The following is a 13,330-nucleotide window of genomic DNA, read 5'->3' on the forward strand; positions in this document are numbered from 1 at the left end:
GCAGCCGGTCAGGCGCCGGGATCGAACCGGCGCCAGACCGAATCCGGTCCCAGTTCCTCGACAAAGGCCGCATGCGCGGCCTTTTCGCTGTCCGTCACTCTGGAGGGCAACGGCGCGGGGCGCGGGCGCGGGCGCCAGTCTTCGGCCACCTGACCCGCCGCGGTACTGCGCGGGCTGGTGGATTGCAGCACGAGCCCCGGCTGCCGCCCCCCGATCAGTTCCAGGTACACCTCGGCCAGGATTTCGCTATCCAGAAGCGCGCCATGCTTGGTGCGTGTACTGTTGTCGATGCCGAACCGCCGGCAGAGCGCATCGAGCGACGCGGGCGATCCGGGGAAGCGCTGCCGCGCGATGGCCAGCGTGTCGACCGCGCAATCATTGGGCAGAGCCGCGAACCCCGCCCATGACAATTCCGCGTTCAGGAATTTCATGTCGAACGTGGCATTGTGGATCACCAGCTTCGCATCTTCGCAAAAGGCGATGAAATCGGCGGCGATGTCGCGGAACAGCGGCTTGTCGGCAAGGAATTCGCTGCTGAGCCCATGCACGTCGAACGCGCCCTGCGGCATGTCGCGCTGGGGATTGATATACTGGTGCCAGGTCCGCCCGGTCGGCATGTGATTGACCAGTTCCACGGCGCCGATTTCCACGATCCTGTGGCCGTCGAACGGGTCGAGCCCGGTGGTTTCGGTATCGAGGACGAGTTCACGCATGGTCTGACCCGATTACTTCTATCACCCGGTCCACATCGCGGCGCGCGGTCTCCGGGGAGGTGGTGTCGATTATATGGTTGGCGCGGGCGCGCTTGTCGGCATCTGGCATCTGTCGCGCAAGGATACGGTCCAGATCGGTTGCTGTCATGCCCGGACGCGCAAGAACGCGCTGTCGTTGCAGGGCTTCCGGCGCACTGACGACAACGGTTGCATCCATGTCCGCGTCGGCGCCGGTTTCGAACAGGAGCGGGATGTCGAACACGACGATTTCGGCGTCCTGGCGGGCGGCCCAGTCCGCGCGATCCTGCGCAACGAGCGGGTGCACGATGGATTCCAGCCGGGACAGCGCGGTCGTGTCGCGGGCGATCCATGCCTTCAGCGCCGCGCGGTCGATACCGTCCGGGCTGGTTGCATCGGGGCAAAGGGCCGCGATCGGTACCACGGCGGTGCCGCCGGGACCGTAAAGGCGATGCACCGCGGCGTCGGCATCCCACACGGCGCAGCCGCGATCCGCGAACATCCGCGCCGTCGTTGATTTACCCATGCCGATGGATCCGGTCAGGCCAAGGCGGAAAGGTCGGCTCATGCCGCCAGAACACGCGCGCGGGTTTCGGCATCGACCACCGGCAACTGTCCGAACCAATGGGCGAATCCGGGCGCCGCCTGGTGCAGAAGCATCCCGAGCCCATCGACCGTACCGGCCCCGGCAGCCCGCGCTGCCTGCAGGAACGGCGTGTCGAGCGGGGCATAGACGACATCGGTCGCCAGCGCGCCCGATGCCATGCCTGCGAGCGGCACATCGAATGGGGGCTGACCGGACATGCCCAGCGACGTGGTGTTCACCAGCGTCGCGGCGCCGTCGGCAATGGCGCCGGCATCCGCCCAATCCACGACGTGTATCGCCGGGCCGAACGCGTCGCGCAGGGCGTCGGCGCGCGCCCGCGTCCGGTTGGCGAGCCGGATCTCGGTCGCACCGGCGGCGATCAGGGCATCCAGCACCGCTCGCGCGGCACCGCCCGCCCCGTAGACGGCCACGGGCCCTGTATCAGCGCGCCAGTCAGGCCGTTCCTGCCGAAGGTTGGCGATGAAGCCTTCACCATCGGTGCAATCTGCTTCGAACCCGCCATCGGCGCGGAAGGTCAGGGTATTGGCGGCGCCGATCCGTTGCGCCCGTTCCGTTGCGCTGTGAGCGAGGGCCAGCGCCGCCTCCTTATGGGGGGTGGTGACATTCACGCCAAGGAACCCGGCACGGGGCAGGGCGGCCAGCACCATGGCCAAATCGCCGGGCGCCACATCAAGCGGCACGTAGTGACCCGGCAACCCGAGCCGCGACAGCCAGAAGCCATGCAGGCGCGGGGACCGGCTGTGGGCGATGGGATGTCCGATGACTCCGGCCAGGGGGATTGGGTGTGTCATCCGTCGATATCTCCGCGCAACGTGAGGTAGGCCAGCAGTTCGAGAAGCGGCAGCCCGAGGACCGTGAAGTAGTCGCCATCGATCCGAGTGAACAGGCGCACGCCTTCTTCCTCCACCTTGTAGGCGCCGACGCTGTGGCGGATGCTGTTCCAGTTTCGCGCGACATAACCGTCGAGATAACTGTCAGTCGCATCGCGCATGGTCAGCCGCACGGTCCCGACATGCCGCCAGAGCGGTTCTCCGTCCCTGTAGATGACAGCCGCCGACAGGAGCCGGTGCTGGCTGCCGCGCAGCCGTGCCAATTGCGTGCGTGCCTCGTCAGGGCTCTCTGGCTTTGACAGGCATGCGCCATCATGGGCCAGCACCTGATCACAGCCGAGAACGAGCGCGCCAGGATGACGGGGGCTCACCTTGCGCGCCTTGGCTTCGGCAAGGGTGTCGGCAATGTCGCGCGGCGGAGCGCCCTCGGCCAGCAGTGCCGCCTTGATCGCATCCTCGTCGATGCGGGCTGGCGACACCTCGACCACAAGTCCGGCATTTTCCAGAAGCTGGCGGCGTATGGCGGACCCAGAGGCAAGGACAAGGTGAGGTGTCATTGGGGAAAACCCTGTGCGCGACTCTGCCGAAAACGATCCCCGACTGTGTGCATGAAATGCCGGGAAACCTCCACACCCGGACCGACGTGGCAACGCCGCGCTGTCATCCGGGACTCCATCCACAGTGCATGACGGGCCATCGCAGGGTGTGGACGGACCGAAGGCACAACCATCGTCCCCATACTTATCCACAGGCTGACATTGAGATATGTGCCGCAAGTACCTGATATTTATTTACTTTAAACCGGCAATGTGTATATGACCACAATCGAAACGGGATAATCCACACTGGGCAAGCCTGTTGAGAAGGCAATAATTCACACTGTCCAGCGCTCTACTGACTACATCAACTTTTCTTCTCTTTCGTTTTGTTGTTTGAAGATGGCAACCTACCGGAGCTGCCATGTTCAGTGTCTTGTCTGCTTACTACCCTTGGATCCTGTCGTTTCATGTGATGTCCGTGATTGCGTGGATGGCCGGACTGTTCTACCTGCCTCGGCTCTTCGTCTACCATACGGAACGGGTGACAGCGGGCAGCGACACGGACGGGCTGTTCCAGACCATGGAACAGAAGTTGTTCCGGTTGATCATGAACCCCTCTATGATATCGACATATGTGTTTGGCATTCTGCTTGTCCTGATCCCAGGGATCGTGGACTGGGTGTCCGTCTGGCCCTACACGAAGGGCGCGGCGATCGCCGGGATGACATGGTTCCATCACTGGTGCGGACGGCGGCGAAAGGATTTCGTCGCGCAGAACAACACGCGGACGGGACGCGATTATCGCCTCATGAACGAGGTACCGACGCTTCTCATGGTCGTCATCGTCATCTCGGTGATCGTAAAGCCTTGAACCTGCCGTAGCACCGAGATTGACTTGGGGGCGTAGGGGATGTATGCGCACCCGGCGGGCGTCCGTCCGTGCTTTCCCTGCCAGCCTGACAAGACGCCCCGAATAGCCGGGCGCCCGAGGTCCGTTTCCATGAACATCGCCGTTTCCCAAGACCGTCTGAACCTGTCCGATCTCAAGGCCAAGAGCCCCAAGGACCTGCTGGCCATGGCCGAGGAGCTTGAGATCGAGAACGCGTCGACGATGCGCAAGGGCGAGATGATGTTCCAGATCCTGCGCGAGCGCGCGGACGAGGGCTGGGAAATCTCGGGTGATGGCGTGCTCGAGGTGTTGCAGGACGGGTTCGGTTTCCTGCGGTCGCCCGAAGCGAACTACCTGCCCGGTCCTGACGACATCTATGTGTCGCCCGACATGATCCGCCAATATTCGCTGCGTACTGGTGACACGATCGAAGGTGTGATCCAGGCACCGCGGGACAACGAGCGCTATTTTGCCCTCACCAAGGTCACGAAGATCAATTTCGAGGACCCGGAGCGTGCGCGCCACAAGATCAACTTTGACAACCTGACACCGCTTTATCCCGATGAACGGCTGAAGCTGGAAATCGAAGATCCGACGATCAAGGACAAGACGGCGCGTGTCATCGACCTGGTGGCACCGATCGGCAAGGGCCAGCGGTCGCTGATTGTCGCACCGCCCCGCACCGGCAAGACCGTGATCCTGCAAAACGTAGCGGCGTCCATCGAACGCAACCATCCGGAATGCTACCTGATCGTGTTGCTGATCGACGAACGCCCCGAAGAAGTGACCGACATGCAGCGGTCGGTGAAGGGGGAGGTGGTATCCTCTACCTTCGACGAACCGGCCTCGCGCCATGTCGCCGTGGCCGAGATGGTGATCGAAAAGGCCAAGCGGCTGGTGGAGCACAAGCGCGACGTGGTCATCCTGCTCGACAGCATCACGCGACTGGGGCGGGCCTACAACACGGTGGTGCCATCTTCGGGTAAGGTCCTGACGGGCGGTGTGGATGCCAATGCACTGCAACGGCCCAAGCGTTTCTTCGGCGCTGCCCGGAATATCGAGGAAGGCGGATCTCTGACCATCATCGCCACGGCCTTGATCGAAACCGGGAGCCGCATGGACGAAGTTATCTTCGAAGAGTTCAAGGGTACCGGCAACTCGGAACTCGTGCTGGATCGAAAGATCGCGGACAAGCGCGTCTTCCCGGCCATCGATATCATGAAGTCGGGTACGCGGAAGGAAGACCTGCTGATCGACAGGGCGAACCTGCAAAAGACCTTCATCCTGCGGCGCATCCTGAACCCGATGGGCACGACCGACGCTGTCGAATTCCTGCTGTCGAAGCTGAAGCAGACCAAGACGAACTCTGAGTTCTTCGAGTCCATGAATACATGATGTTGTTAGGTATCATGTCATGGATACCATATATGCCTTAGCTTCGGCACCTGGCAAGGCAGGCGTTGCCGTTGTTCGTGTGTCGGGGACCTTGGCCCATCGCGCTGCCGCAGCCCTATGTGGCACGGTTCCACCGCCGCGCCGCGCTGTTCTTCGGGCATTGCGCGATAGCGACGGGGGCATGCTGGACAAGGCGCTCGTTATCGTCTTCGGCGCAGGCGCCAGCTTCACGGGCGAAGATGTCGCGGAGTTCCACCTGCATGGAAGCCGGGCCATCGTGGCGGCGGTGTTGCGTCGGCTTGGCGAACAGCCGGGACTTCGGCTTGCCGAGCCGGGCGAGTTCACACGTCGCGCATTGGAGAACGGCCGACTGGACCTGACGGAGGTCGAAGGGCTCGCAGACCTGATCGCGTCAGAGACCGAAGCGCAGCGGCAGCTCGCCCTTCGCGTCTTTGACGGGGCGTTGGGCCGGAAGGTCGCGGATTGGCGCACGGCGTTGATACAGGCGCTGTCATTACTGGCGGTCACCATCGATTTTTCCGACGAGGATGTGCCTGACGATCTGACGGACGAGGTTTCGGAAATCCTCGATGACTTGACTACTGGTCTGCAAGCAGAACTGGATGGACTGTCAGCAGCGAGTCGCATCCGGGACGGGTTCGAGGTGGCCATTGTCGGTCCACCGAATGTCGGAAAATCAACGCTTTTGAATATGCTTGCGGGTCGTGATGCGGCCATTACCTCGGATGTGGCGGGCACCACCCGTGACGTGATCGAGGTCCGAATGGATCTTGGCGGCTTGCCTGTCACGCTTCTGGACACAGCGGGCCTGCGCGACACTGACGATCAGGTGGAATCGCTTGGGATCGCGCGCGCGCGGCAGCGTGCAGCGCAGGCGGACCTGCGCGTGTTCCTGGTCGAGGGCGAGGCGCCACCGCTTCTTCCGCCATTGACGGAAGATATCGTGGTGCAGGCAAAGGCCGATGTGACCGGAACGGGTGTATCCGGAACGACGGGGCAGGGTGTCCCGGAGCTGCTTGAGCGGATCACCGAGACGCTTTCAGGTCGTGCCGCCATGGCCGGTCTCGCCACGCAGGAGCGGCACCGCGTCGCGCTGGCGCAGGCGCTCGATCACCTCAATCGGGCGCGCACGCAAATTCTTGGTGGGCTTGCGGAACCGGAATTATTGACCGAGGATTTGCGGAGTACCGTCATGGGCCTTGATGTTCTGGTTGGTAAGGTGGATGTGGAGGATCTTCTCGACTCGATTTTCCTGAATTTTTGCCTCGGCAAGTGAGGAGTGTTTCACGTGAAACATGACAACTATGACGTCCTTGTGGTTGGAGGCGGCCACGCCGGGTGCGAAGCCGCCCATGTTGCGGCCCGCCTTGGGGCTGCGGTTGCGCTTGTTACCCTTGATGTCGACAAGATCGGGGTGATGTCGTGCAATCCAGCGATCGGGGGGCTTGGCAAAGGCCATCTCGTGCGAGAGATTGATGCGTTCGACGGCGTGATGGGGCGCGTCGCCGACCGTGCGGGTATTCAGTTTCGCCTATTGAACCGGCGCAAAGGTCCAGCAGTCCAGGGCCCGCGGGCCCAAAGCGACCGCCGCATCTATCGTGAGTCCATGCAGGCCGAGCTGCGCGCGCGACCAGAGCTCGAGATAATAACCGGCGAAGTTGCTGACGTTTTGATGCAAGACGGCGAGGTTCGCGGCGTCACTCTTGCCGATGACCGCAATTTGCGTGCTTGGTCAGTGGTCGTTACGACAGGGACGTTCCTTGGCGGAATAATCCATATCGGGTCAGAGTCCTTCGCTGCCGGTCGTATGGGTGAAAAGCCGGCCAACGCGCTTGCGGCAAGGCTGCGGTCGATGGGGTTGCCCATGGGCCGGCTCAAAACCGGGACACCGCCGCGACTTGACGGACGCAGCATCGATTGGGCTGCTTTGGAGCAACAACCCGGCGACCCGGCGCCGACGTTTTTTTCGTTCATGACGCGCGAAGTGCAGGCCCCGCAGATTGCCTGCGGGATCACGCACACAAACACTGAAACACACCGGATCATTCAGGAAAATCTCGAGAAGTCAGCAATGTACGGTGGACGTATCGATGGCGTCGGTCCGCGATACTGTCCGTCGATCGAGGACAAAGTCGTGCGCTTCTCGGACAAGGACAGCCACCAAGTGTTCCTTGAGCCCGAGGGGATCGATGACCACACCGTGTACCCAAACGGGATTTCCACGTCGCTGCCGGCCGACGTGCAGTTGCGTTATGTTCGGTCAATGCGAGGGCTCGAGGCCGCAACAATTCTTCAACCTGGCTACGCCATCGAGTACGATTATGTCGACCCGCGTGCGCTTTCGCTATCGCTGGAGCTCAAGTCCTGTCCCGGGCTTTTCCTCGCGGGGCAGATCAATGGAACAACAGGCTATGAGGAGGCCGCTGCCCAAGGGCTCGTCGCCGGGATCAACGCTGTTCGGCGCGCGCGCAGCGAAAGCGCCGTCCATTTCAGCCGTAGCGACAGCTATATCGGCGTGATGGTCGACGACCTGACCTCGCGCGGCGTGGCGGAGCCATATAGGATGTTTACCTCGCGCGCCGAGTTCCGGCTTTCGCTTCGCGCAGATAATGCCGATCAGCGACTTACCCCGATGGCGATCACGCTTGGATGTGTGGGCGAGCCTCGCCGCGCGCAATTCGAGGAAAAGATCAATCTTCTATCACATAGTAAGGAGGCTCTTGATCGCGAGACATGGCTGCCGCGCGAGATCCTCGGCGCGGGTATAGCCGTGGCGGCCGATGGCGGGCGGAGAAGCAGTCTCGACATCCTGTCGTTCCCAAAGGCAAGTTTCGAGCACCTCATCCGATTGAATCCAGCGCATGCGGCGATTCCTGATGAGATCCAGGATCAGCTCTGGCGAGATGCGCTGTACGCGAAGTATCTCGACCGGCAAGAGCGGGATGTTGCCCTGTTGCGGCGTGAAGAGGCCATGGCGATCCCGGTCGATCTCGATTTTGGCAGGATTTCCGGGCTATCGAATGAACTCAGACAGAAGCTCGAAACGAGGCGGCCGGAAACGCTGGCGCAAGCCGGGCGGATCGAGGGAATGACGCCGGCGGCGCTTGCGCTGCTGCTGTCCCATCTGCGTCCGTTGCGAAAGCATGCCTGAGTCGGGCGATCTCGATGTTTCACGTGAAACACTGGAGCGGCTTGAAGTCTATGCGAACCTGCTGCGAAAATGGACCCGCAAGATCAACCTCATCGCGCCAGGTACAGTCGACGATTTGTGGGGCAGGCATATCCGTGACTCGGCTCAGGTTTTCGTGGTGGCTCATGCATCCCGCGGTCTCTGGGCCGATATCGGTTCTGGTGGCGGACTTCCGGGCGTTGTTGCCGCAATTATTGCCGCCGAAAGGGCACCCGAGCTCGAATTTGTCTGTGTCGAAAGCGATCAGCGAAAGGCGGTGTTCCTTGGGATTGTTTCACGTGAAACAGGCGTGCCGTTCCGTGTCGTCGCCGATCGGATAGAACGCATTCCGCCCCTGGGCGCGGCTGTTCTAAGCGCGCGGGCGCTGGCGCCTCTGGATATATTGATGGGCTTTGCGGCGCGGCATCTTGCAGCCGACGGTGTCGGGATGTTCCAGAAAGGGGCGCAACACGAAAAAGAACGGTCAGACGCCGAAAAGAACTGGCAGTTCAGGTGCGAGACCTTTACCAGTTGTACTGATCCCGATGCCGTCATCTACAAGGTTGGAGCGCCTCGCCGTGTCTGAACTGGCCACCCGAATTATCGCTGTCGCCAACCAGAAGGGCGGCGTGGGTAAAACCACGACGGCGATCAATCTCGCCTCTGCTCTCGAAAAGCGCGGCCTGCGATGCCTGATCGTCGACCTGGACCCGCAGGGCAATGCATCGACAGGAATTGGCATCAATATCGAAGATCGAATCAACACGACCTATGATCTTCTGATCGATCAGATGCCACTTTCTGAGGTTGTGCGCCCGACCAACGTACCTGGAATCGTCATCGCACCTGCGACGACCGATCTGAGTTCCGCCGATATCGAGTTGGTGGCCAACGAACGGCGGAGCTTCCTACTGCGCGATATCCTGCGTGGTCCGGACCTTGTGGCACTAGATGTGGATTACGTACTGATCGATTGTCCGCCGTCGCTGAACCTTCTGACCGTCAACGCAATGGTTGCCGCCGATTCGATCCTGATCCCGCTGCAAAGCGAGTTCTTCGCGCTTGAAGGGCTGTCGCAACTGATGCTCACGATTCGCGAGGTTCGTCAGACCGCAAACCCGGCCTTGCGCATCGAAGGTGTCCTTCTGACGATGCACGATGCCCGCAACCGGTTGGCGCAACAGGTGGAGGCGGATGCGCGGGACACGCTCGGGGATCTCGTGTTCCAGACAATCGTTCCGCGCAACGTGCGTGTCAGCGAAGCTCCGTCTTACGCGGTTCCGGTTATCGATTACGATCCGGCGTCCAAGGGGAGCGCAGCCTACACCGCGCTGGCCGCTGAAATTCTGGCGCGAAACGCGCCCGCCATGGCCTGACGGGGGAGGGGCAGCAGCATGACAAAAGAACGGCGCGGACTTGGGCGAGGGCTTTCCGCCCTGATGGCCGATGTTGCGGTGGCTGAGCCGACACAGGGTGCGCGTCCGCAAGGGGAGCGCCGAATCCCGGTCGAGCAGATCGAACCGAATCCCGACCAGCCGCGCCGGCATTTCAACGACGCGCAGCTTGCGGACCTTGCCAATTCGATCCGTGAAAAGGGCGTGATCCAGCCATTGATCGTGCGGCCTGCGCCGGGCCAGGTAGACCGCTTCCAGATCGTTGCGGGGGAACGCCGGTGGCGGGCGGCGCAGATGGCCCAGCAACATGATCTACCGGTTCTCGTTCGGGATTTAGACGATACCGAGGTTCTCGAGGTTGCCATCATCGAGAACATCCAGCGCGCGGATCTGAACCCCGTGGAAGAGGCTGCAGGCTATCGGCAATTGATGGACCGTTTCGGTCATACGCAGGAGCGACTCGCCGAGGCATTGGGCAAGAGCCGCAGCCACATTGCAAACCTGCTGCGGTTGCTCAGCCTGCCTGCGGAAGTGCAGGCCTATCTTGCCGATGGCCGTCTCAGCGCGGGGCATGCGCGGGCGTTGATCCCGACGGACGATCCGCTGAAGCTGGCGCGAATCGTTGTCGACAAGGGGCTGTCCGTCCGCGAGACCGAAAAGCTGGCCAAGGTCGGGGATTCCAAGCCGCGCCCTTCGCGGACCGAACGGTCATCGGAAAAGGATGCCGACACCCGGGCGCTGGAACAGGATCTGAGCGCAAACCTGGGCATGAAGGTGGTGGTCAACCACGACGAAAGCAAAGAAAGCGGAACGATTTCAATAAATTACAAGTCGCTCGACCAGCTTGACGAACTGTGCCGCATGCTCAGCCTCAGCCCGGCGGGCGCGTCCATATGAAGATGAGAACGGCCAGAAGAACCAGCGCCTGAATCCCAAGGATCACGGGCCGCACGCCAAGCAGCACGGATACCCCGAAGGCAAGAGCGATGGATAGCGTCGCAAGCCGTTTGGCGGCGGGACGGATGGCGCCGCGCGCCTGCCAGTCACGGATATGCGGGCCATGGACCGGATGCTCGATAAGCCAGCGATGCAGTCGGGGCGAGGATTTGCCAAAACAGAATGCCCCGAGGATCATGAGCGGCACTGTCGGCAGCAGCGGAAGGAAGATCCCCACCAAGCCCGTCGCAACCGACATGAGGCCCGCGGATATCCACAGGGCGCGCACCCTCAGCCCGCCAGCAGATCGCGGAGGACGGCGTTGAGCACGCGACGCCCCGCCATGGTTGCCGACAGGCTTGTCTCGGTCACACGTAGAAGACCGAGCCCGCTCAGATGCTGCAGGGTCGTCGCCTCGGGCTCCAGGCCCAGCCGCTTCAGCCGCGCGCGGTCGGTGCCTTCGGACAGGCGCAGGCTCATCATCAGATATTCTGCGGCCTGATCGGCCAAGCTGAGCGGTTCGGTCAGGCTATCGCCGTTCCCGGCTTCGGATTGTGCGAGCCATTGTCCTGGCATGCGGTGCGTTTCGGTTGCCAGACGACCGTGTGGGCCGGTGATCCGCCCATGGGCGCCGGGACCGATCCCGACATAATCGCCATACCGCCAATAAATCAGATTGTGCCGGCTTTCCGCACCGGGCGCCGCGTGGTTGGACACTTCATAGGCTGGCATGCCATGACTTTCGCAGATTTCCTGCGTGGCATCGTACATGTCGGCCGCGATGTCGTCATCGGGCAGGTCCCGCAGGCCGCCCCGCGCGTGGCGATCACCGAAAGCCGTCCCCGGCTCGATCGTCAACTGGTAGAGCGACAGGTGATCCACGGCCAGCGCCAGCGCGCGGCGCAGCTCCGCCTGCCAGTCGACTAGGGTCTGTCCCTGACGCGCGTAGATCAGATCGAAGCTCACCCGGTCGAAAATGTTGCGGGCCACGTCAAAGGCGGCCATCGCCTCCTCCGCGCTGTGCAGCCGACCGAGCCGGCGCAGATCCGCGTCGTTCAGCGCCTGCACACCCATCGACACCCGGTTCACGCCCGCATCGCGAAAGGCGCGGAATTTCCCCGCCTCGACGGATGTCGGGTTGGCTTCCAGCGTCACCTCCATGTCGTTGGCGGCGGGCCAAAGGCTGCGGGCTTCCAAAAGGATCGCATCGACCGTCGACGGATCCATCAGGCTTGGCGTGCCGCCGCCGAAGAACACGGTGTTCAGCACCCGATCAGGTGTCCGTGCCGCGTTCCGGCGCAATTCGGACACAAGCGCCCTAGCCCAGCGTCCATGGTCCACATGCGCGGTCACATGGCTGTTGAAATCGCAATAAGGGCATTTGGCCGCGCAGAAGGGCCAGTGCACATACAGCCCGAAGCCGCCCGCCTGCCAGTCAGCGTCCGTCAAGCAGCCCGGCCTTGAGCTTGGCGAAGGCATTGGCGCGATGGCTCATGGCGTGCTTGCGTGCTGGGTCCATCTCGCCGAAGGTCTGCGTTTCGCCATCGGGAAGGAAGATCGGGTCGAAACCGAAACCCAGATCGCCACGCATCGGCCACACGAGCCGACCGGGCACCGTACCTTCGAACAGCATGTCGCGCCCGTCGGGCCACGCGACGCAGAGCGTGCAGCAGAACCGCGCGGTGCGCGGCTCGGGTGCACCCTGGTCCTCCAGCATGTCCCAGACTTTCTTCATGGCCATGGGGAAGTCGCGTCCCCCCGGGGTCTCGGCCCAGTCGGCGGTATAGACGCCCGGCGCGCCGTCCAGCGCATCGACCATGATGCCGCTATCGTCGCTGAGCGCAGGCAGACCGGAAGCACGGGCCGCGGCATGGGCCTTGATCCGGGCATTGCCCGCGAACGTGTCTTCGGTTTCGTCCGGTTCAGCAAATCCCAGTTCCGCCGCGGACTGCACTGCAATTCCATAAGGAGCCATCAGCGCACCGATTTCACGGATCTTGCCTGAATTGTGCGATGCAATCACGACGCGGTCGCCCAATGCCCCCGGCACGCTCATCGGCCCACCGCTGCCATCTGCGCGGCCACCAGATCGCGTGTCCCGGCATCGGCCAGGTCCAGCAACGCGCTCATCTGCTCGCGGGAAAAGGTGGCACCCTCTGCCGACATCTGCACCTCGATCAGCTTGCCGCTGCCCGTCATCACGAAATTGCCGTCGGTCCCGGCTTCGCTGTCTTCGGGGTAGTCCAGATCGAGAACAGCCTGCCCGGCATAGATCCCGCAGCTTACCGCCGCCACGGGGTCGGTCAGCGGGTCGGTCACGATCTCGCGCGCTTTCATCAGCTTGTCGACGGCTAGCCGCAGCGCGACCCAGCCGCCGGTGATCGACGCGCAGCGCGTACCACCATCCGCCTGGATCACGTCGCAGTCGATGGTGATCTGCCGCTCGCCCAGCGACACGCGATCGAGCCCCGCCCGCAGGGCCCGGCCGATCAGCCGCTGGATTTCCTGCGTGCGCCCGGACTGGCCGCGCTTGGCCTCGCGCTGCATCCGGCTGTGCGTGGCGCGCGGCAGCATCCCGTATTCCGCCGTGACCCAGCCAAGGCCGGAATTCTTCAGGAAGGGCGGCACACGGTCTTCCAGTGTCGCAGTGCAGAGAACATGGGTGTCGCCCATGCGGATCAGGCAGGATCCTTCGGCATGCCGCGTCACGCCGGTTTCGATGGTCACGGGGCGCAGTTCGTCAAGCTTTCGGCCGGAGGGGCGCATGATGTGTCCTTGCGTTGGGGTTGCGGACCCTTATCTTTGCCCGGTGGCGCAGT

General features: G+C 62.7%; 15 protein-coding genes. 7 read left to right on the forward strand and 8 right to left on the reverse strand.

Translation table 11 applies throughout. From position 1 onward, the window contains the following. Positions 1–8 precede the first annotated feature (8 nt). From dnaQ to DDE13_RS00180, 4 genes are read right to left on the reverse strand one after another with little or no spacing between them, the layout of a single operon-like run. Complete coding sequence (gene dnaQ, locus DDE13_RS00165) at positions 9–713, reverse strand: DNA polymerase III subunit epsilon (protein ID WP_111400717.1); 705 nt, start codon at positions 711–713, stop codon at positions 9–11. Next, positions 706–1,299: a dephospho-CoA kinase gene (coaE, locus tag DDE13_RS00170; RefSeq protein ID WP_111400718.1), complete on the reverse strand. Its 594-nt coding sequence runs from the start codon at positions 1,297–1,299 to the stop codon at positions 706–708. The genes dnaQ and coaE overlap by 8 nt, the downstream gene beginning before the upstream one ends. Further along, the gene (locus DDE13_RS00175) at positions 1,296–2,129 is read right to left on the reverse strand and encodes a shikimate dehydrogenase (RefSeq protein ID WP_111400719.1); all 834 of its coding nucleotides are present in this window, start codon (positions 2,127–2,129) and stop codon (positions 1,296–1,298) included. Before DDE13_RS00175 ends, coaE begins: the two co-directional genes overlap by 4 nt. Next, positions 2,126–2,725 (reverse strand): Maf family protein, encoded by a 600-nt coding sequence (locus DDE13_RS00180; RefSeq protein WP_111400720.1) that lies wholly within the window; start codon positions 2,723–2,725, stop codon positions 2,126–2,128. The genes DDE13_RS00175 and DDE13_RS00180 overlap by 4 nt, the downstream gene beginning before the upstream one ends. A 403-nt stretch (positions 2,726–3,128) precedes the next feature. Between DDE13_RS00180 and hemJ the strand changes: the two genes are divergently transcribed. From hemJ to DDE13_RS00215, 7 genes are all read left to right on the forward strand, one after another. After that, positions 3,129–3,578: a protoporphyrinogen oxidase HemJ gene (gene hemJ / locus DDE13_RS00185; RefSeq protein WP_111400721.1), complete on the forward strand. Its 450-nt coding sequence runs from the start codon at positions 3,129–3,131 to the stop codon at positions 3,576–3,578. Positions 3,579–3,707: 129 nt separating this feature from the next. Beyond that, positions 3,708–4,991, forward strand: a complete 1,284-nt coding sequence (gene rho, locus DDE13_RS00190; RefSeq protein WP_111400722.1) for a transcription termination factor Rho — start codon at positions 3,708–3,710, stop codon at positions 4,989–4,991. Positions 4,992–5,010: 19 nt separating this feature from the next. Further along, complete coding sequence (gene mnmE, locus DDE13_RS00195; protein WP_111400723.1) at positions 5,011–6,288, forward strand: tRNA uridine-5-carboxymethylaminomethyl(34) synthesis GTPase MnmE; 1,278 nt, start codon at positions 5,011–5,013, stop codon at positions 6,286–6,288. 12 nt (positions 6,289–6,300) lie between these two features. Continuing rightward, positions 6,301–8,163 carry a tRNA uridine-5-carboxymethylaminomethyl(34) synthesis enzyme MnmG gene (gene mnmG, locus DDE13_RS00200; protein WP_111400724.1) on the forward strand — a complete coding sequence of 621 codons (1,863 nt, stop codon included), beginning with the start codon at positions 6,301–6,303 and terminating at the stop codon, positions 8,161–8,163. Beyond that, a complete protein-coding gene (locus tag DDE13_RS00205) occupies positions 8,156–8,767 on the forward strand; it encodes a 16S rRNA (guanine(527)-N(7))-methyltransferase RsmG (protein WP_111400725.1) in 612 nt (203 codons plus the stop codon). The genes mnmG and DDE13_RS00205 overlap by 8 nt, the downstream gene beginning before the upstream one ends. Then, a complete protein-coding gene (locus tag DDE13_RS00210) occupies positions 8,727–9,557 on the forward strand; it encodes a ParA family protein (protein ID WP_111400726.1) in 831 nt (276 codons plus the stop codon). The genes DDE13_RS00205 and DDE13_RS00210 overlap by 41 nt, the downstream gene beginning before the upstream one ends. A gap of 18 nt (positions 9,558–9,575) precedes the next feature. Continuing rightward, positions 9,576–10,472 (forward strand): ParB/RepB/Spo0J family partition protein, encoded by an 897-nt coding sequence (locus DDE13_RS00215; RefSeq protein ID WP_111400727.1) that lies wholly within the window; start codon positions 9,576–9,578, stop codon positions 10,470–10,472. Here DDE13_RS00215 and DDE13_RS00220 read toward each other — a convergent pair. Genes DDE13_RS00220 through rph form a run of 4 tightly spaced genes read right to left on the reverse strand, consistent with a single transcriptional unit; the run spans position 10,447 to position 13,277 of the window. Beyond that, positions 10,447–10,800: a YbaN family protein gene (locus DDE13_RS00220; protein WP_111400728.1), complete on the reverse strand. Its 354-nt coding sequence runs from the start codon at positions 10,798–10,800 to the stop codon at positions 10,447–10,449. The genes DDE13_RS00215 and DDE13_RS00220 overlap by 26 nt on opposite strands. Before the next feature lie 2 nt (positions 10,801–10,802). Then, complete coding sequence (hemW, locus tag DDE13_RS00225; protein WP_111400729.1) at positions 10,803–11,990, reverse strand: radical SAM family heme chaperone HemW; 1,188 nt, start codon at positions 11,988–11,990, stop codon at positions 10,803–10,805. Further along, on the reverse strand, positions 11,947–12,567 hold the full coding sequence (rdgB, locus tag DDE13_RS00230) for an RdgB/HAM1 family non-canonical purine NTP pyrophosphatase (protein WP_111400730.1): 621 nt from the start codon (positions 12,565–12,567) through the stop codon (positions 11,947–11,949). Before rdgB ends, hemW begins: the two co-directional genes overlap by 44 nt. Continuing rightward, a complete protein-coding gene (rph, locus tag DDE13_RS00235) occupies positions 12,564–13,277 on the reverse strand; it encodes a ribonuclease PH (protein WP_111400731.1) in 714 nt (237 codons plus the stop codon). The genes rdgB and rph overlap by 4 nt, the downstream gene beginning before the upstream one ends. Between the last annotated feature and the right edge of the window lie 53 nt (positions 13,278–13,330).

The sequence above is a fragment of the Meridianimarinicoccus zhengii genome, from assembly GCF_003254465.1.
Lineage (GTDB): Bacteria > Pseudomonadota > Alphaproteobacteria > Rhodobacterales > Rhodobacteraceae > Meridianimarinicoccus > Meridianimarinicoccus zhengii.